Origin of the sequence: Microbulbifer weihaiensis, assembly GCF_048323715.1 — a bacterium.
Classification (GTDB): Bacteria; Pseudomonadota; Gammaproteobacteria; order Pseudomonadales; family Cellvibrionaceae; genus Microbulbifer.
Genome location: NZ_JBLWFL010000014.1, coordinates 13,975 through 33,047, shown reverse-complemented (window position 1 = coordinate 33,047; position 19,073 = coordinate 13,975). Strand labels below are relative to the sequence as shown.

Annotated in this window: 17 protein-coding genes; 9 read left to right on the top strand and 8 right to left on the bottom strand. The window is 58.4% G+C overall.

The window, feature by feature from the left end:
• Position 1: 1 nt before the first annotated feature.
• Positions 2-472: an Lrp/AsnC family transcriptional regulator gene (locus ACNKU7_RS14705; protein ID WP_418297753.1), complete on the bottom strand. Its 471-nt coding sequence runs from the start codon at positions 470-472 to the stop codon at positions 2-4.
• A 388-nt stretch (positions 473-860) separates the two neighbouring features.
• Positions 861-1,715 (bottom strand): phenylalanine 4-monooxygenase, encoded by an 855-nt coding sequence (phhA, locus tag ACNKU7_RS14700; RefSeq protein WP_418297752.1) that lies wholly within the window; start codon positions 1,713-1,715, stop codon positions 861-863.
• 196 nt (positions 1,716-1,911) lie between these two features.
• Between phhA and ACNKU7_RS14695 the strand changes: the two genes are divergently transcribed.
• Entirely contained in the window at positions 1,912-3,285 is a 1,374-nt protein-coding gene (locus ACNKU7_RS14695) for a TyrR/PhhR family helix-turn-helix DNA-binding protein (RefSeq protein ID WP_418297751.1), read from the top strand.
• Between the two features lie 35 nt (positions 3,286-3,320).
• Here the strand turns inward: ACNKU7_RS14695 and ACNKU7_RS14690 are convergent, their stop codons facing one another.
• Positions 3,321-3,653, bottom strand: a complete 333-nt coding sequence (locus ACNKU7_RS14690; protein WP_418297750.1) for an Mpo1-like protein — start codon at positions 3,651-3,653, stop codon at positions 3,321-3,323.
• A 136-nt stretch (positions 3,654-3,789) separates the two neighbouring features.
• On the opposite strand from ACNKU7_RS14690, the gene ACNKU7_RS14685 reads away from it, so the two are divergent.
• From ACNKU7_RS14685 to ACNKU7_RS14665, 5 genes are all read left to right on the top strand, one after another.
• On the top strand, positions 3,790-5,013 hold the full coding sequence (locus ACNKU7_RS14685; protein ID WP_418297749.1) for a CaiB/BaiF CoA transferase family protein: 1,224 nt from the start codon (positions 3,790-3,792) through the stop codon (positions 5,011-5,013).
• Between the two features lie 37 nt (positions 5,014-5,050).
• Entirely contained in the window at positions 5,051-5,737 is a 687-nt protein-coding gene (locus ACNKU7_RS14680; RefSeq protein WP_418297748.1) for an MliC family protein, read from the top strand.
• 73 nt (positions 5,738-5,810) lie between these two features.
• Positions 5,811-7,487: a carbon starvation CstA family protein gene (locus ACNKU7_RS14675; protein WP_418297747.1), complete on the top strand. Its 1,677-nt coding sequence runs from the start codon at positions 5,811-5,813 to the stop codon at positions 7,485-7,487.
• Positions 7,487-7,780: a cory-CC-star protein gene (locus ACNKU7_RS14670; RefSeq protein ID WP_418297746.1), complete on the top strand. Its 294-nt coding sequence runs from the start codon at positions 7,487-7,489 to the stop codon at positions 7,778-7,780. The genes ACNKU7_RS14675 and ACNKU7_RS14670 overlap by 1 nt, the downstream gene beginning before the upstream one ends.
• 11 nt (positions 7,781-7,791) lie before the next feature.
• Positions 7,792-8,832, top strand: coding sequence for an ArsA family ATPase (locus tag ACNKU7_RS14665; RefSeq protein WP_418297745.1), 1,041 nt, complete (start codon positions 7,792-7,794; stop codon positions 8,830-8,832).
• A 40-nt stretch (positions 8,833-8,872) separates the two neighbouring features.
• Here the strand turns inward: ACNKU7_RS14665 and ACNKU7_RS14660 are convergent, their stop codons facing one another.
• Entirely contained in the window at positions 8,873-9,427 is a 555-nt protein-coding gene (locus ACNKU7_RS14660; RefSeq protein ID WP_418297744.1) for a DUF934 domain-containing protein, read from the bottom strand.
• Positions 9,411-11,075 carry a nitrite/sulfite reductase gene (locus ACNKU7_RS14655; protein ID WP_418297743.1) on the bottom strand — a complete coding sequence of 555 codons (1,665 nt, stop codon included), beginning with the start codon at positions 11,073-11,075 and terminating at the stop codon, positions 9,411-9,413. The genes ACNKU7_RS14660 and ACNKU7_RS14655 overlap by 17 nt, the downstream gene beginning before the upstream one ends.
• 292 nt (positions 11,076-11,367) lie before the next feature.
• Between ACNKU7_RS14655 and ACNKU7_RS14650 the strand changes: the two genes are divergently transcribed.
• On the top strand, positions 11,368-11,499 hold the full coding sequence (locus ACNKU7_RS14650; protein WP_418297742.1) for a hypothetical protein: 132 nt from the start codon (positions 11,368-11,370) through the stop codon (positions 11,497-11,499).
• An 88-nt stretch (positions 11,500-11,587) separates the two neighbouring features.
• Here ACNKU7_RS14650 and ACNKU7_RS14645 read toward each other — a convergent pair whose 3' ends face one another.
• Together ACNKU7_RS14645 and metH are read right to left on the bottom strand one after the other, a co-directional pair.
• Positions 11,588-11,797: a DUF2970 domain-containing protein gene (locus ACNKU7_RS14645; protein ID WP_418297741.1), complete on the bottom strand. Its 210-nt coding sequence runs from the start codon at positions 11,795-11,797 to the stop codon at positions 11,588-11,590.
• A gap of 45 nt (positions 11,798-11,842) precedes the next feature.
• Complete coding sequence (gene metH / locus ACNKU7_RS14640; protein WP_418297740.1) at positions 11,843-15,550, bottom strand: methionine synthase; 3,708 nt, start codon at positions 15,548-15,550, stop codon at positions 11,843-11,845.
• 301 nt (positions 15,551-15,851) lie between these two features.
• Here metH and nfuA point away from each other — a divergent pair, with 301 nt between their 5' ends.
• Together nfuA and ACNKU7_RS14630 are read left to right on the top strand one after the other, a co-directional pair.
• Positions 15,852-16,454: a Fe-S biogenesis protein NfuA gene (nfuA, locus tag ACNKU7_RS14635; protein ID WP_418297739.1), complete on the top strand. Its 603-nt coding sequence runs from the start codon at positions 15,852-15,854 to the stop codon at positions 16,452-16,454.
• A gap of 314 nt (positions 16,455-16,768) precedes the next feature.
• Positions 16,769-17,257, top strand: coding sequence for a TIGR00645 family protein (locus ACNKU7_RS14630; RefSeq protein WP_418297738.1), 489 nt, complete (start codon positions 16,769-16,771; stop codon positions 17,255-17,257).
• Positions 17,258-17,352: 95 nt separating this feature from the next.
• Here the strand turns inward: ACNKU7_RS14630 and ACNKU7_RS14625 are convergent, their stop codons facing one another.
• Positions 17,353-18,873: a family 16 glycosylhydrolase gene (locus ACNKU7_RS14625; RefSeq protein ID WP_418297737.1), complete on the bottom strand. Its 1,521-nt coding sequence runs from the start codon at positions 18,871-18,873 to the stop codon at positions 17,353-17,355.
• Between the last annotated feature and the right edge of the window lie 200 nt (positions 18,874-19,073).

The window sequence follows — 19,073 nt, the reverse complement described above, 5'->3', positions numbered from 1 at the left end:
ACTAATCTCCCGGCGGTATGGGCAGTTCCGTGGTGCTTTTGATCTGCTCCATCGCGAAATTGGAAGCGACATCCGAAATCCCCGCGTGGAGGATCAGCTTCTTGTAGAACTGGTCATAGGCCGCCACATCACTGACCACTACCCGCAGTATGTAGTCGTAGTCGCCAGCCATGCGGTAGCAGTCGACTACCTCAGGCAGGCCGGCCATGGCCGCGGAAAAGGAGTCTGCCCATTCCGCGCTGTGCTGGTTGGTTTTTACCTGGACAAACACCGAAACTGGCAAGCCAAGTACTTCCGCATCCAGCAGTGCGACCTTGCGACGGATGATGCCGCTTTTCTCCAATTTCTGAATCCGGCGCCAGCAGGGAGTCTTTGTCAGTCCCACCCGCTCGGCCAGCTCTTCGATGGAGAGACTAACATCGGATTGGAGGATGGCAAGAAGTTGTCGATCAATTGCGTCGAGTGAGGACATAGTTCTACAGATCTCCCAAAATGTCAGGTTTTGTACCCTGAGTTGTGCCTGGGAAGCCTCCAATGGCAACAAAATACCCCTGCGATTTTTCCGCCGGCTGGCAGATCCGACATTGGCGTCGGGATTGCCGTTGAGTGTCAGAACCCTTTGGCTGCCTGCCTTCTCATGGTTGTAACGATAATCTCCGTTCGCCGTGCTCAGTAGTGGAATTTTCTCCGGCAGGAGAAAGGGGCAAATTGCCTGTTGGCCGGACGTTTGCTGCTGAGGGATAAATGAGAGGTAAGGCGAAGTGGCGGGCTGAAATACTGCGGTAGGGCCTTTGTTGTGTGGAAAGGGGAGTCCCGGCCCGCGGCAAGCTGGTGCTGCCGCGGGATACCCGGGGTTAAGATCAGGCGGCTTCCTTGGGGGGGAAAAGGGGTTCGAACAGTCCAGCTTCCATGGCATCGCGCACGCGAGCCATCAGGTCGATTTCCGTCAGTTGCTGGAGTTCCTGCAGATCATTCAGCACGTAGTAAATCGGCTGCACAATGTCGATCCGGTATGGCGTGCGCAGTGTATCGAGTACGTCGAAGGGTGCGCGTACCGGTTCGTTGCTCAATGCGTACAGGGTTTCTTTCGGGGAGGACAGAATGCCGCCGCCATAGATCCGCAGGCCGTCTGCGGTGTTGAGGAGGCCAAACTCCACGGTGAACCAGTAAAGCCGCGCCAGGTAAGCGCGCTCTTTAGGTGAGGCGTTGAGGCCGAGTTCACCGTATTTCTGGGTAAAGTTTGCGAACGCTGGATTGGTCAGCATTGCACAATGGCCGAAAATTTCGTGGAAAATATCCGGTTCCTGCAGATAGTCGAACTCCTCCGGAGTGCGAATAAACGTCGCCACCGGGAATTTGCGCTCGGACAGCAGGCGGAAGAAGGTTTCAAAGCCGATCAGCGCGGGTACCCGTGCCACTTCCCAACCGGTTTCGCGGCGCAGCACGCTGCTGATTTCTTCCAGTTGCGGGATGCGGTCGCGGGGGAGGTCGAGTAATGCCAGGCCGTGCAGGTATTCGTCGCAGGCGCGTCCGGGGATCACCTGCAGCTGGCGCTCGATAAGCCGCTGCCACGTCTGGTGTTCCAGCGCCGAATATTCGATAAAACCACTGGCATCGGGCTCCCGGGCCACGTACTTGCTGGGTTTCTTGCCACCGTCTTTCATGGTTACCTCGCTGTCAGGCCACGGCCGCCACAGGATGCATGTTTTGCTCATGGGGCAGCGGGCCGGTTTGTTGTTGTTATCTTCTCTCTATTCTTAGACAGCCTCCGCCTCGATTGGCAGTCCCGGTTGTTCACCTCTTGAGCGCAGTGCCGGCCTCCGGCTACACTTTTTGTAAATAAAAGTTTACAGGTGGGCGATGCGGATAGAGATAACTTGCCGCAACCGAGTCGGTATCCTTCAGGAAATAATGGCAATATTCGGTGAATATCGAATTAACGTGACATCCGGGGAGCTGGGCGGTGACAGCGGCGATAAGGTCTTTCTGGTAGCGCCGGCGTTACTGGTGGGCCAGTTTCAGGGGATCGAGAAGGCTCTGTACAAGGTACCGGGGGTGGATAAGGTTCGCCGTATCGAATTGATACCCTCCGAGCGCCGCCAGTTCGAACTCAATACCCTGTTGGCGCATATTGCGGATCCGGTGCTTTCCGTGGACACCGAGGGCCGGATTATTGCGGCCAACCGGGCTGCGGCGAAGGCTTTCGGGGTCAGTCTCGAGCAGGTGTCCGGAATGCAATTGCAGCGCTTCCTGCCGCGGTTGCAGCTGGCGGAGTTATTGCGCGGTTTTACCGTGCCCCGATTCGGCTTGCCGGTGACGGTGCGTGGCCGGGATTACCGGCTCGACTGGTCGCCGATGTCCCTGGCGGAAATGCCGGGCAGCGTCGAATCCCTGGCGGGGGCCGTGCTTACCCTGCAGCGGGTTGCCCGGGAAAGCACTACGCCGGATTTGCCCGATCCCCAAGTGCTGTGGGATTTCGACCGTCGCAGAAGTGCCTGCCTGGATCTGCAGCGGCTGGCACCGCACAGCGAGCCTTTGCTGATTGTGGGGGAGCGCGGCAGCGGCAAGAGCACCTTTGCCGCGGCGGCCTATTACCTGTCCCCCCTCGCCGACAGCGGCTGCATTACCTGGTGGCAGGGCGGTGTGTCCGGCGGCCCTGATGGCCTGCCGGCAGCGGATATTCCGGGCGTTCTGGTGATCGATGATCTGCATTTGTTGAGCGATGCCGAGCAGCGCCGGCTGATGTCGAGCCTGCTCAGTGGCGCGCTCCGTCAACGGGTAATCGCCACCGCCAATGGCATGGAGCAGGTGCTGCCCGGATTGCGGCAGTATTTCTCGCTGCAGGCCATTCAGTTGCCGCCGTTGCGAACGATGCGACCGGCGCTGCCACAGTTTTGCGCGGCGATCGGCGCGGAAAAGGGGCACGGGCTGGCATTGAGTGATGCTGCAGTGACGGCGTTAACAGGCATGGACTGGCCGTCGAATCTGCAGGGGCTGGTGGATGTGCTCGCGGCCTCTTGGGCGCGGGCGGAAGCCTGTGGTGCTGGGGTTATTGATCTCGAGCACCTGCCACTGCTCAAGCCCGTGGAAATGATTCCCTGGGCCGATTGGGGACGGGGACTGGACTACCGGCAGATGATGGATAAAGCGGAGCGGGCGCTACTGCTCGAGTTTTCCCGGGACAACCCTTCAACGCGGGTACTGGCGCGCAGGTTGGGGCTGTCCCATACCGCTGTGGCCAACAAGTTACGCAAACACGGGCTCGGCGGTGACGACACGCCCTGAGTGGGTTGTGACCCGGGATCGGGATGAGCTGGTGCTCAGCGCGCGATATTACCCGTCAGGATGTCCTTGAACATCACGAAATCACCCCACAGCGAGTAGAAAGGATTTTTGAATGTGGCGGGGCGATTGTGTTCAAAGAAAAAATGGCCCACCCAGGCAAAGCCATAACCAGCCACCGGAAGCGTCCACAAGAGCATCAGATTTCCGGAAATCAGGGCGGTAATCAGCAGCGTTATCACCAGTGCGGTGCCCACAAAATGCAGCCTGCGGCAGGTGAGGTTGCTGTGCTCCTGCAGGTAGTAAGGATAAAACTCGGCGAACGACTGAAATTTCGGTTGGGGTTGTGACGCCGGGCTTTGGTTGTCCATCATCGCTATCCTGTGTTGATTATTGTATGCGTCGAGCGGGCTTCAGAGTGTACGTGCGTTCTATGTTTAGACCAAGAAGTCGGTCTTCTGATACTCTGCCGCACAACGATTTAACAGATAATTTCAGGCAGGATTCATGGCCGGTCCACTGACCCATCTCAAAGTACTCGATCTCAGTCGAATTCTCGCCGGCCCCTGGGCGGGGCAGGTATTTGCGGACTTCGGTGCGGAAGTCATCAAGGTAGAGCGCCCGGGAAAAGGGGACGATACCCGGCACTGGGGGCCTCCCTATCTGAAAGATGCGCAGGGTGAAGATACCCGGGATGCGGCGTATTACCTCTGCGCCAATCGCGGCAAAAAATCCATCACCGTCGATATTACCCGCCCCGAAGGCCAACAGTTGATCCGCGAGCTGGCGGCCAAGTGCGATGTGGTACTGGAAAACTATAAAGTCGGTGGCCTGAAAAAATACGGGCTGGATTATCCGTCGCTCAAGCAGGTGAACCCCAAGCTGATTTATTGCTCCATTACCGGTTTTGGCCAGAGCGGGCCCTACGCAAACCGCGCGGGCTACGATGCGATGATTCAGGGAATGGGAGGTCTCATGAGCCTGACCGGCGTGCCCGAAGGCGAGCCGGGTGCAGGTCCGCAGAAGGTCGGGGTTGCGGTCGCCGACCTGATGACGGGGATGTATGCCGTATCTGCCATGCTTGCCGCGGTAATCCATCGCGACCGCACCGGTGAAGGCCAGCACATTGACCTGGCGTTACTGGACACCCAGGTGGCGTGGTTGGCAAACCAGGCCCAGAATTACCTTACGTCTGGCAATGTGCCGCAGCGCCAGGGCACTGCGCACCCGAATATTGTTCCTTACCAGGCCGTTCCCGCGGCGGATGGCTACTTTATGCTGGCGGTGGGGAACGATGCCCAGTTCCAGAAGTTCTGCGCAATTGCCGGGCTGACGGAAGTCGCCAGTAACCCGGCCTACGCAACCAATACCGGTCGGGTCCAGGCCCGGCAGCAGCTGGTGCCGCTGGTCGAGCAGGCTACCCGCCAAAGACCCGCGGCCTGGTGGTTGGAGCAGCTCAGTGAGGCGCATGTGCCCTGTGGCCCGATCAACGACCTGGCCCAGGTGTTTGCCGATCCCCAGGTACAGGCGCGCGGAATGGTCGTGGAGCAGGCTCACCCCAGTGCAGGCCTTGTTCGCACAGTGCGCAACCCGGCCTGCTTTTCCGGGACGCCGCTGGAATACACCCAGGCACCACCAGTGCTGGGCCAGCATACTGAGTCGGTCCTCACGGATTGGCTTGGCAAGTCCGCAGAAGAAGTTGGTGCGCTCAAGCTGGACGGTATCGTGTAACGCTCCTTCTCCAACATGCTTCTATGGTGAGGTTTCCATGCACCGACATCTGATCGCTTTGCTCATGGGCGGTTCGTTCCTTGCCAGTTGTGGCGGGGCCAATGGCAATGCGGGTGAACGCGCTCAGGCTCCCGTGCCGGAACCTGCAACTGGCAGTGGTACAGTGTCCGGGAACCAGGTTGCGGGCAAGGTTGAAGGCCCGGCGGCCGCTACGCCGGCATTTGACTGCTCGCGCGCAGACAGCTCGATTGAAGAATTGATCTGCCAGAGCAGCGATCTCGCCGCACTGGATCGCCAAATGGCTGAGGTTTACGCAGCCGCACAGAAATCGTCGAAAGGGCAGCAGGACAAGTTGCTCAAGGCGAGCCAGGTGGGGTGGATCAAAGGGCGCAACGATTGCTGGAAGTCCGATGACAGAAGCGCTTGCGTCAGCGACCTTTACCGGCGGCGTATGGCGGAGCTACAGGCGCGGTATGAATTGGTCGCGAGTAAGGGGCCGGTGGTGTACCGCTGTACCGAAGGCGAGGTACTCGCCGTTTTTTACGATACGGAACCGAGAACCGCGCTGGTGCGCTTTGATGGCGAGGAGTCCCTGATGTATCTCGAGCCCAGTGGCAGCGGCGCGCGCTACCAGGGGCGGAACGAGAGCCTGTGGGAGCATCATGGGGAAGTCGCCATTATATGGGGGCACGACGCGCCAGAAATGCGCTGTAAATTGGAGTAGTTCCCCTGTAATCCGTGCAATTGCGCGTATTTAAACTAGTATCCATAAAAAACTCTCGACACGGATCGTTGACATGAGTGCGATACTGCTGATGTTGCTCGGCCTGGGGGGGATGGCGGCCGGCTACTTCTTTTATTCCCGCTATATTGCCGAGCGGATCTTCCGCTTTGATCCCGACTTCGTCACTCCCGCCCATGAATTTGAAGATGGCATTGACTATGTGCCAACGAACAAATTCGTTCTCTGGGGGCATCATTTCACTTCCGTTGCCGGGGCCGCACCGATCGTAGGTCCCGCAATAGCGGTGATATGGGGTTGGCTGCCAGCTTTTCTGTGGGTCGTGCTGGGCACCATCTTTTTTGCCGGCGTTCACGACAGCGGCGCGATCTGGGCCAGTGTGCGCAACCGGGCGCTATCGGTCGGTTCACTGACCGGTTATGTAGTTGGCAAGCGCGCACGCAGTATTTTCATGATCGTGATTTTCCTGGTGCTGCTCATGGTCAACGCCGTGTTCGGCGTGGTTATCGCACGGCTGTTGATCAACAATCCGGGATCCGTCGTGCCCATCTGGGGTGCGATTGCGGTCGCGCTGGTCATCGGGCAGATGATTTACCGATTTAAGCTCAACCTCGCGCTGGTATCCCTGTTGGGTGTCATTGCGCTGTATCTGCTGATCTATATCGGCCCGGCAGTGCCCATTGCGTTGCCGGAGACGGTCGCCGGCCTGCCGGCCAATGCCGCCTGGATCCTGATCCTGTTTGCCTATGCTGCAATTGCTTCCCTGTTACCGGTATGGGTACTGCTGCAACCGCGGGACTACATCAATGGCCTGCAGCTATTCGTCGGTTTGATTCTGTTATACGGCGCAGTTTTGCTGGGCAGTCCGAAAATCGTGGCGCCAATGATCAATCACCAGGTGCCAGAGGGAGCGCCGCCACTGATCCCGCTGCTATTTGTCACAATTGCCTGCGGTGCCATCTCCGGCTTCCACGGGCTCGTTGCTTCCGGAACCACGTCAAAGCAGCTGAATCGTGAAACCGATGCGCGCTTTGTGGGTTACTTTGGGGCAACCGGGGAGGGTCTGCTGGCGCTGGCGGCAATCATTGCCGCGACGGCGGGTTTTGCATCTCTGAGTGAATGGCGGGCGGTGTACAGCGGGTTCGGGAGTGGCGGGGTGCAGGCTTTTGTCGATGGTGGAGCGGTAATCCTGAGTGACGGTATCGGTATCAACCCCGCCGTCGCCGGCACCATGCTTACGGTAATGGCTGCGCTGTTTGCCGGCACCACCATGGATACCGGCTTGCGCCTGCAGCGCTATATCTTTCAGGAATTTGGCGAGATCTATCGCATTCGCTGGCTGGGCCGGCCGCTGCCGGCGACGCTGATGGCGGTTGGCTGCTGCATATTGCTGGCATTTGGCGCCGGCGGTGCGGACGGCTCGGGCGGGCTGTTGATCTGGCCTTTGTTTGGCACCACCAATCAATTACTGGCCGGGCTGACGCTGCTGATCGTTACCGTGATGTTGGTACGCCTGGAGCGACCGGTGTGGGTCACGCTTTTGCCGCTGGTTTTTCTGCTGCTTATGACCCTGGCAGCGCTGCTGATTCAGCTCAACAGTTTCTTCCAGAAAAAGGACTGGTTCCTGCTGGGGTTGGATGTGGTGGTACTGGTTGCCGCGATTCTGGTCACCCTGGAATGTGTTTCCGCTCTGCGTGCGTCGGAGCGGGAGCGCGCTAAGGAGGATGCGTAATGGAGCCGGAGGAAAAACCTTCGTTGCCGCGAAACCTGAAACTGGTGTTTCAGCGTATTGGGCGGCAACTGGAAGGCTATTATCAGGGGCCTTATCTCCGTGCCGTTGGCCGCAGCGTGCGGGATGAAGAGGATTTTTTCATGCTGCTGGTGTTTGGGGAGAGCCTCGGAATTCCAAACCCGGCGAGCTTTTACACCCTGGAGTTGCAGCCCCTGATGCTGGAACGTTTTCACGCCTGGCATAAACGGATGGGGATGGAGCGGTCGCCTCTCGATGATTTCCCCTGTTGCTGAAGGCGTCTTCCATGCAATTGCTGAACACCCAGGCGCTGATCCAGCGACCGCTGTTGATGGTGGGAGGCAAGGGCGGCGTGGGCAAAACCACGGTCAGTGCGGCTCTGGCCCTGCTGGCCGCGCGCAATGGCCGGCGCACGCTGCTGGTTTCCACCGATCCCGCACACAACCTCAGTGATATTTTCCGGCGTCCGATCGGCGACAGGGTTACGCCGCTAACCGACTGCCTCTCGGCACTGGAAGTGGATCCTGAATGCGAACTGGATCAGTACCTGGAGTCCGTGCGGCAGCAGATGCTCTCATTTGCGCCGCTGAACCAGCGGCCGGCGCTTGAGCGGCAGCTCAAACTGGTTCGCCACTCGCCCGGCGCGGAAGAGGCGGCGCTGCTTGAACGCATCACCAAGATCATCGTAAATGAGCAGGCGTACGACCTGGTCGTCTTCGATACCGCGCCCACCGGGCATACCCTGCGATTGTTGCACCTGCCGCAGACCATGGCGGCCTGGAGTCGCGGGCTGCTGGCGCGTCGGGAAAAAGGCGGGCGGCTGCGAAGCCTGTTTGCCCACCTGGGCAAAAATTCTGGCTCGAACCCCATTAAGAGTGAAGATCCGGGCGTTACCACGGGAGGGGGCAGCGAGCGCGAGCAGCAGTTATTGGCGCCACTCAAGGAGCGCGAGCAGCGGTATCGCAAGGCAGCAGAACTTCTGCTGGATAAAACGCACAGTGGTTTTTTGTTTGTGATGACCGCGGAATCGCTACCACTGCTGGAAACGGCCCGGGCAGTAAAACAGCTGCAAAGCGAGCGTGTGCCTGTCAGCGGGCTGGTGGTAAACCGCCTGATGCCGCCAGAAGCAGCAGACATTACGTTCCTGCGTGGTATCTACCGGCAGCAAAAACAGTGCATGGAGAAAATAGCCGATCTTTTTTCCGGCCTTCCGCAGCGGCATTTGCCGTTGCTGGGGGAGGGGATGGAGGGGCTTGAAGGGCTGGAGCGTATCGCAGACAGGTTAGCGGCCGCCCCACCGGCAGCGGAACTGCCGGTGGGGCATTAGCAGCGAAGCCGCTTTTGAAACAGGCACTCAGCGGTGATGGCTACAGCGCGCGGCGACGGAAAATGGGCAGTGGCTGGTCGACTGCGGCCTGATAGCTGTCACTGAAATCCTGAAGGCTTTCCAGCAGGCTCTCCAGTGGCTGCGCACCCTGGTAGGCAAAGGCATTGAAGCCGCAGCGGGTGAGGTACGTCAGCTGGTCGCGCATGAAATTGCCCACCGCGCGCAGCTCTCCAGTAAAGCCGTAGCGCTGGCGCAACAGGCGGCCGGCGGTGAATGCCCGGCCATCTGTGAACGCAGGGAAGTGCGCGGCGATCAGTGGCAGTTCCGCGGCACGTTCGCCGATCAGCTCGGCAGTTTCGTCACTGTCGAGCCAAACACCGATTTCGTCTTTGCGTCCCTGAAGCTGGTCGCGCAGCTCAAGCCACAGGCTCAGCGGCAAAATCACCTTTCCCGGAGCGAGGCTTTCGGCCGTGATCTCCTCTTCGCCACCAAGGGGCAGGAGGCGCCAGTCGTTAGCGGTAACAGTCCCGTCAATGATCAGCCGCGCGGGATTCTCAGGCTGGGCACCTACAGGCTTCTTAGCTGGCTTTGGCATACACACGCTCCTTGAATGGCTCTAGCCCGATACGGTTGTAGGTGTCGATAAACAGTTCGTCCGGCTGGCGGTTTTCTACAAACACATCGAGGATCTTGCCAATGGTCGCCGGCATTTCTTCCCGCGAGAAGCTCGGGCCCAGCACCTTGCCGAGGCTGGCATTCTGGTTGGAGCTGCCACCCAGCTGGATCTGGTAAAACTCTTCGCCTTTCTTGTCCACGCCGAGAATGCCGATATGGCCGATATGGTGGTGGCCACAGGCATTCATGCAACCGGAAATATTGAGGTCGAGGTCGCCGAGATCGTACAGGTAATCCAGATCGTCGAACTTGCGCTGGATCGCCTCTGCCACCGGGATGGATTTGGCATTGGCCAGAGAGCAGTAGTCACCACCGGGGCAGCAGATCATATCGGTCAGGGTGCCGATGTTGGGTGTGGCAAACCCGGACTTGCGTGCTTCCTGCCAGAGATCGAACAGCTTCTCCTGTTCAACATCGGCCAGCACCACGTTCTGCTCGTGGGTAACCCGCACTTCGCCAAAGCTGTATTTGTCGGCCAGATCGGCAATGGCTTCCAGCTGGCGGTCGGTGACATCGCCAGGCGGGATACCGGTCGGTTTGGTACTCAGGGTTACCGCCTGATAGCCGGGCACACGATGCGGGAAAGTGTTTCGTTCCAGCCAGCGTGCGAAGGCTTTCTCGGTGCCGGCCTGATCGCGCAGTACGGCTTCTGTGTGGCCGGCATTGAATGTTTTGTATGCGGGCTCAGGGAAGAAGCGCTTGGCCCAGGCAATGGCTTCCGGGGTCAGCTGTTCGGCGCCGTCCTTGATTTGTTCCCATTCGGCTTCCACGCGCCGTGCGAACTCTTCCGGGCCGAGTGCCTTTACCAGGATCTTGATGCGCGCCTTGAACTTGTTGTCGCGGCGGCCAAGCTGGTTATACACGCGAACGATCGCCTCCAGGTAGGAGAGCAGGTGAGTCTCCGGCAGGAAGTCGCGGATGGCGACACCGATGATCGGGGTACGGCCCAGACCGCCGCCGACAAAGATCTGGAAGCCAACTTCGCCCTGGTCGCTTTTAACAATCTGCACGCCGATATCGTGAGCGCGAATCGCGGCTCGATCGGTTTCTGTACCGCAAACGGCAATCTTGAACTTGCGCGGCAGGAATGCGAATTCCGGGTGGAACGTGGACCACTGGCGGATCAGCTCGCAATATGGACGCGGGTCGACGAGTTCATCTCCGGCCACGCCGGCAAACTGATCCGTGGTGGTATTGCGGATACAGTTACCGCTGGTCTGAACCGCGTGCATTTCCACTTCGGCCAGCTCGGCGAGGATGTCCGGCACATCTTCCAGGTTCGGCCAGTTCAGCTGCACATTCTGGCGTGTGGTGAAATGCGCATATCCCTTGTCGTACTTGCGGGTGATCTCCGCAAGCCGTCGAACCTGGGTGCTGTTCATCAGGCCGTAGGGTACGGCGATACGCAGCATGGGTGCCAAACGCTGCACATACAGGCCGTTCTGCAGTCGCAGCGGCAAAAATTCTTCTTCGCTCAGCTCACCGGCGAGATAGCGCTCGGTCTGGCCGCGAAACTGGGCCACCCGTTCCCGGATCAGCTTGTGGTCCTGTTCGTCGTATCGATACATAAGAGCTTGATTCCATTGCTTTTTCGCGCTGCTCTCACAACGCCCAGAGGGAATTCTGGAGCATGCCAGTACCCTAAGTTGGCGCATAACATACCAGTCGCCTTATACGAAAAATAACAATTTTTTTCGCTATCTTAGTAACTAGTGGTTATAAGCGATGGTGGCGCGATGGTGCCGGTTAATAAGTGCGCTATTGCGCCCCCGGCAGGGATTTGCTCTACTTGAGCGAGCGCCGTGAGGCGGCACTGCTACCTTAATAACAATAATGAGTTTTCAGTAACGGAGTATTGCGATGAGCGATCGAGTTGCAAAAGATGTAGTAGTTGTATCAGACGATAGCGACAACGCCGTGGATGCCCTCGCGGCAGTGGCACTGGTGGCTATTTTCGTGGCGACCTGTGTGTTCTGGGTGGCCTCCCAGTAACGCCGCGGTCGTTTATACAGCCTGCGGAAGTAAAGGCACCCGAGGCCAGGGCTTCGGGTGCATCGCTGTGTCTGGCTGACGGATCTGTTCAGCCCATATTGCTCAACACGGTTTTGACCACGATCACCAGTGTCAGGACGAACAGCGCCGTAAACAGCAGGCCGGCAGCAATGTAGGTCTTGATGCTGCCACTCTTGAAATCCCTCTCGCGATTTTTATCCGACTGCACACCGATGGCAGCGGCCAGGGTGCTGAGCACTACCTGGCCGAAGGATGGCTTCTGCTTTTTATCGTCCATGAACGCGCCTCTGTTTTGAAAACTTCGCCGGCAGCACCGTGAAGGTTAATCCTCCAGGTTCGGACGCAGCCAGCGCTCCAGTTCCTGCTCGGTGGTGCCTTTGCGCTCGGCCAGGCTTTGCAGCTGGTCGCGGCCAATCTTGCCCACATTGAAATACTTGGATTCCGGGTGCGCAAAGTACCAGCCACTGACGGAGGCTGCCGGCATCATGGCGAAGCTTTCGGTCAGTTTGATCCCTGTATTCTGTTCCGCGTTCAGCAGTTTGAACAGGGTGGCCTTTTCCGTGTGGTCGGGGCAGGCCGGGTAACCGGGAGCAGGGCGGATGCCTGAGTAGGCCTCCCTGATCAGCTCGTCGTTGCTCAGGGTCTCTTCCGGCTGGTAGCCCCAGTACTGCCTGCGCACTTCCCGGTGCAGGTATTCGGCAAAGGATTCCGCCAGGCGATCTGCCAAGGCTTTCACCATGATCGAGTTGTAGTCGTCGTGTTTGGCCTCGTATTCAGCGGCCAGCTGGTCGGCGCCGATACCGGTGGTTACCGCAAAGCCGCCCACGTAATCCGCTACGCCGGAGCCTGCCGGCGCGACGAAGTCGGCCAGCGAGCGGCAGTATCCATCGCCGCCGCGCTTCTGGATCTGCTGGCGCATCTGGTGCAGGCGCGCCACTTCCTTGGTGCGGCTTTCGTCACTGTAGACAATGACATCGTCGCCATCGGAGTTTGCCGGCCACAGGCCAAACACCGCGCTGGCCTTCAGGCGCTTGTTATCGATCAGGTCTGCGAGCATCTGCTGGGCATTCTTGAACAGATCCGTGGCCGCTTCGCCCACCACCTCATCATTGAGAATGGCCGGGTACTTGCCGGCGAGATCCCAGGAAATGAAGAAGGGCGTCCAGTCGATGGTATCTACCAGTTTTTCCAGCGGGAAATCATCGAGGACTGTGACGCCCGGATTGTTCGGTACCTTCGGTTCAAAAGCGCTCCAGTCGAACTGCGGACCGGCCTTGAGGGCGTCCGCATAGCTGAGGCGGGTGTCGTTGCGCTTGCGGTTTGCGGTGCGCTCGCGCACTTTTATGTACTCTTCCTGAACGCCTTTGACGAAGCCGGGGCGCAGCTCATCGGACAGCAGGTTGCTGGCCACGCCCACTGCACGGGATGCATCGGCGACGTAGACCACCTGGTTGCGTTGGTACTGCGGGTCGATTTTCACTGCGGTGTGCGCCTTGGAGGTGGTGGCACCACCAATCAGCAGTGGAATATCAAAGCCCTGGCGCTCCATCTCCGCGGCCACGTGCACCATTTCATCCAGGGATGGGGTGATAAGGCCGGACAGGCCGATGATGTCGCAGTTCTTTTCTTTCGCGGTCTGCAGGATGGTTTCCGCCGGCACCATTACGCCGAGGTCGATCACCTCAAAGTTGTTACACGCCAGTACCACGCCCACGATATTCTTGCCGATATCGTGCACGTCGCCTTTGACCGTTGCCATCAGGATGCGGCCGTTGGGTTTGCTGTCAGCGGTCTTTTCCGCTTCGATGTAGGGCTGCAGATAGGCCACGGCCTGTTTCATTACACGGGCGGATTTCACCACCTGCGGCAGGAACATCTTGCCTTCGCCAAACAGGTCACCGACGACGTTCATGCCGTCCATCAGCGGGCCTTCGATGACGTCTAGGGGGCGTTTGGAAGCGGCTCGCGCCTCTTCGGTATCTTCTTCAATAAAATTGTTGATGCCTTTGACCAGTGCGTGCTCCAGGCGTTTTTTCACCGGCCACTGGCGCCACGCGAGATCTTCCTTGCGTTCGGCCGTGGCACCGTCGCCGCGGTATTTTTCCGCGATGTCGAGCAGCGCCTCGGTGGCGTTGTCATTGCGGTTCAGGATCACGTCTTCGACTTTCTCCCGCAGCTCTGCGGGCAGCTCGTCGTAAACCTCCAGCATGCCGGCATTGACGATGCCCATGTTCATGCCCGCCTTGATGGCGTGGTACAGGAACACAGAGTGGATCGCCTCGCGCACCGGATTGTTGCCACGGAAGGAGAAAGACACGTTGGAAACACCACCGGAAACATTCGCCCCCGGCAGGTTCTGGCGGATCCAGCGGGTGGCTTCGATAAAGTCCACCGCGTAGTTGTTGTGCTCCTCGATACCAGTGGCCACCGCGAAAATGTTCGGGTCGAAAATGATATCGGAAGGGTTGAAACCCACCTTGTCCACGAGGATGTCGTAACTGCGCTTACAGATTTCGATCTTGCGCTCGAAGGTATCCGCCTGGCCGGTTTCGTCAAAGGCCATTACTACCACGGCGGCGCCGTAGCGCAGGCACAGGCGGGCTTTCTCGACAAACTCTTCCTCGCCTTCCTTCAGGCTGATGGAGTTGACGATGGGCTTGCCCTGAATGCACTGCAGGCCCGCCTCGATGACCTCCCACTTGGAGGAGTCCACCATAAACGGCACCTTGGCGATGTCGGGCTCAGTGGCGCAGAGGTTGAGGAAGCGGCGCATGGCGGCGACGGAATCCAGCATGGCCTCGTCCATATTGAAGTCGATCACCTGGGCCCCGTCTTCCACCTGGGCGGCGGCGACCTGCAGGGCGGTATCGTAATCCTCGTCCATGACCAGGCGCTTGAAGCGCGCGGAGCCGGTAACGTTGCAGCGCTCGCCCACGTTCACAAACAGGGCGTTCTCGTCGGCGATGTAGGGCTCGAGACCGGACAGGCGCAGGGCAGGCTTGATTGCCGGCCGCTTGCGCGGTGGGATGTCGGCTACCGCATCGGCAATCGCACGGATATGTTCCGGGGTGGTACCGCAGCAGCCACCGAGAATATTGATAAAGCCACTCTGGGCAAATTCCGCCACGATGGCCGCGGTTTCTTCCGGCGTCTCGTCGTATTCGCCGAACTCGTTCGGCAGGCCCGCATTGGGGTGTGCGGATACATGTTCGGCGCACACGCCGGACAGCGCCTCGACATAGGGGCGCAGTTCAGTGGCCCCAAGGGCACAGTTCAGGCCAACAGACAGCGGTTTGGCGTGGGCAACAGAGTAATAGAATGCCTCGGTGGTCTGGCCAGACAGGGTGCGGCCAGACGCGTCGGTGATGGTGCCGGAAATCATGATCGGCAGCTCAAAACCAAGCTGTTCGAACACTTCCTGCACGGCGTAAATGGCTGCCTTGGCATTCAGGGTGTCGAAGATGGTCTCGATCAGGATGATATCGGAGCCGCCCTCGATCAGCGCATGGGTGGATTCGATGTAGTTTTCCACCAGCTGCTCGAAGGTCACATTGCGCGCGCCGGGGTCGTTCACGTCTGGTGAAATACTCGCGGTACGGGAGGTCGGGCCCAGTACCCCGGCAACGAAGCGGGGCTTTTCCGGGGTGGAAAGGGCATCCGCAGCGCGGCGGGCCACCTGCGCGGCAACCAGGTTCAGTTCCGGCACCAGCTCTTCCATGTCGTAGTCCGACTGGGACAGGCGGGTGGCATTGAAGGTGTTGGTCTCAATGATGTCGGCGCCGGCCTCGAGGTAATCCTTGTGAATACGCTCGATCAGGTCCGGCTGCGTGAGTACCAGCAGGTCGTTGTTGCCCTTGATGTCGGACGGATAGTCGGCAAAACGCTGGCCCCGGTAATCGGCTTCCTGCAGCTTTTCGCGCTGGATCATGGTTCCCATGGCGCCGTCGAGAATCAGGATGCGCTCGCCGAGGGCGGCGTAGAGCTGTTTCAGGCGCTGGTCACGGGACTGCTGGGACCGGGATTCCGACATGGTCATATTCCTTAAACCGGGGGGATAAAAACGGCGGCAATCTTAGCACAATTCGCGCCTGTGGCCGGGTTCAGGAGCAGGCGGTGGTGCGGAGGGTCAGACCATCTGTCTATAAGCTCCTAACCTGTGGTTCTAGCACCGGTGCACAATTGGCTGAATGCCCAGTCATATCTGCGTCTGGCGGCGGCTGCGGGGGGCTATTTGTGGTCGATAGCGGGCGGGTGGGGCGAGGGTCGGTTTAATTTACGGGGAACTCAGCGTAAAATACCCGACCAAGTAACTCGGTTATTTGAGAAGATCTATGTCAGACCAACCGTCAGAATTGAATGTCACGATCACAGAGTCCGCCCAGGAGTACCTGCGCGACCTGCTGGCCAAGCAGGACTGTGAAGGCATTGCCATCCGCATGTTCGTATCCAACCCGGGTACTCCCAATGCGGAAACCTGCATCGCCTATTGCCGCCCCGGCGAAGAGAAAGAGGGCGACCTCGAAATGCAGCTGGGTGACCTCAAGGCCTACTTCGAAGGCCGCAGCGTGCCCTACCTGGATGAGGCGCGGGTGGATTACTCCGCAGACAAGATGGGTGGGCAGCTCACTATCCGTGCCCCCAACTCGCGCATGCCCAAGGTCACCGACGACAGCCCCATCGAAGACCGCATCAACTACGTGCTCTACAGCGATGTAAACCCGGGCCTCGCTGCCCACGGTGGCCAGGTCAGCCTGGTGGAAGTGACCGAAGACATGTACGCGGTATTGAAGTTCGGCGGCGGTTGCCAGGGCTGCGGCATGGTGGATATGACCCTGAAAGAGGGCGTCGAGAAAACCCTGAAGGAAAAAGTACCTGAGCTGGCCGGGGTGAAAGACATCACCGACCATACGGACAAATCTCAGGCGTATTACTGAGTCACAAAATCGCGGCCCAGCCGCGATTTTTTTTGCTGCTGATTTCGTTGCTGTGCGATCCCACTGTCTACAGGTGATTGCTGTCAACGCAGCTCAGGCCGGCAGTGCAGTTGATCCTCACGAGGAAGTCACGAGGAAGTGTAGTAATTCACTGCTTCGGATAAACTGACGGCCCCATTGCGGTCATCTTGCCATTGCCGTGCCATCGGCATGGGTGGCCGATATGCGTTGGGTAATGGAATTCAGCCGGCATATTGGCTGGGTAGTGCTTGCGCGTTGATTGACGCGAATGTCAAAACATCTATGAGGTAATCTTGGAAAAGCTGATTGAACAAACCATGTACCGCTCACGCTGGTTGCTGGCCCCCATTTATCTTGGGCTGAGCCTGGCTGTGGTGGCACTGGGCATAATGTTTTTTAAGGAAACCTTTCACCTGCTTGCGCACATTTTTACCATCAAAGAAGCCGATATGGTGTTGGTGGTGCTGAGCCTGATTGACATCGCCATGGTGGGCGGGCTGTTGGTCATGGTAATGATGAGCGGGTATGAAAATTTTGTGTCCCAGTTGGACATCGATGATGACGACGAGAAGCTGAACTGGTTGGGTAAAATGGACTCCTCGTCGCTGAAAGCAAAAATTGCTGCCAGCATCGTCGCCATTTCCTCTATCCACCTGCTGAAGGTCTTTATGGCGGTGGAAAAAACGGATGAGTCCAAGCTCTTGTGGTACGTGGTCATCCATTTGACTTTCGTGCTGTCAGCATTCCTGATGGGCTATCTGGATAAGCTCACCAAACACTGAGCCCAGTTAAACCCCGATACCCTGTGGCGATGAAGAGCCACAGGGGTGTTTAAAAAAAATCGCGGCATGGCCGCGATTTTTTTTGCTCCCTGGGATTATTGGTAGACGCGCACATAGTCAACGTACATGCGCTGCGGAAAGGTACTGCTGCCATCCGGACTACCTGGCCAGCTTCCGCCTACTGCCACATTCAGCAGAATAAAAAATGGGTGATCAAATGCCCAAGAGCCGTACTGTTCTACCTGTGCACGCGATGCGTTGTAAAAATTATTGCCATCTACATACCAGCTGATCCCGGCACTGTTCCATTCCACGCTGTACACGTGATAGCCGGCATCGACACTCTGTCCAACATTATAAGTGCCCATGATCGGGGTATTTCCCGAGTAGCCGGGTCCGTGCAGTGCACCATGTGTGAGTGTCGGTTCAAACCCGACGTGTTCCATGATGTCGATTTCACCGGAGTTGGGCCAGGGCGTTCCCGTGCGGATATTGCCGCCCAGCATCCAGAAGGCAGGCCAGATGCCCTGGGTCTGGGGCAGCTTGATTCGGGCTTCAATCTTTCCGTATTGAAATTCCCTTTTGCCGGCACTGATCATCCGGGTTGAGGTGTACTGGCAGGCGCCGTACCAGCAGTTGTAGCCGCCTTCTCTGCGCGCCTCGATCACCAGCACATTGCTGCCCGCCTGGCCATCGTACTGAATAGAGGCATTGTTGCCGGCGGTATAGTACTGCAGCTCGCTATTACCCCAGCCGCCGCCACCGGTTTCGAAAGTCCAGTTAGCGGTATTGATCGTGTCGAATTCGTCGCTCCACACTAAACCGTTGTTCGCGGCAGCGCTGACTTGTATTGAGCTGATATTGTCATTGAAGCCTTCGTTGTTCAGGCAGCCATCATCGGCGGTTACCGTTACCGAAGCACCGGAGAAACTGTCATTCTGGTAGAGCGTGGCCTGATAGCCGGGAGATACGCGGATGGAGGAGGCATCATCATTGACAAAGCCGCGGGCCTGGAGGCTGGCAAGGTTGTAGCTGCCGACCTCGAGGCCTGTGGCCCAGCCGCCAAAGTTGCAGTGTTGATAGATGGTGGCAACCCCTCCGCCTGAATTGACCGGAACGACTTCGATCCAGTTCAAATTCCAGTCCCCGGTTGTTGCATACACCCCAAGGCTGTAGGTTCCGGCATCGATATGAACCTGATGGGAAATGGTCTGCCAGTTTTGCCAGCCGCCAGTATTCGGCACATTCAGGCTGCCAAGCACGATCGAACCGCCGTTCAGGTCATTGGAAAGCGTGCCTCCGGTGGCACTGGCAACGCGGAAGCGCACCATATACTGACCACTGGATGGGATGACAAGGTTGTTGTACGCCAGCCATTCGCCGGCGACTACCCAGCCCACATTGTGACCGCCGCCGCTGTCACTGGTGGCCTCAATGTCTACGTCGTCCGCACGGTAGGCGCCGCCGGTATTGCCGGGTGTTGAGTCGTAAAAAGCGTTGTAGTCCTCTGCCTGAAATACGGTGGCCCAGGCTGATCCACACAGTGCAATCGCGCAAAGACCCGTCACTAGCGGGTAGATCCATTGGTGTTGTCGTATCCAATTTCGTTTTTTCATGCCGAATTCTCATTTTATTTATTGTGAGGGCGATCCGGTGCTGTTTCTCAGTGAACGCAATCCGGTTCCCGGAATATCCAGAGAAAAGGGTGAGTCGGCGTCCCAGATCTGGGCAGAAATCAAAGTGGCACGGGGAAAAAGGCAAGATTGGCGCGCTATTAATTAGATTGATGACATCGCTGTCGTGCGCACAGCAAAGG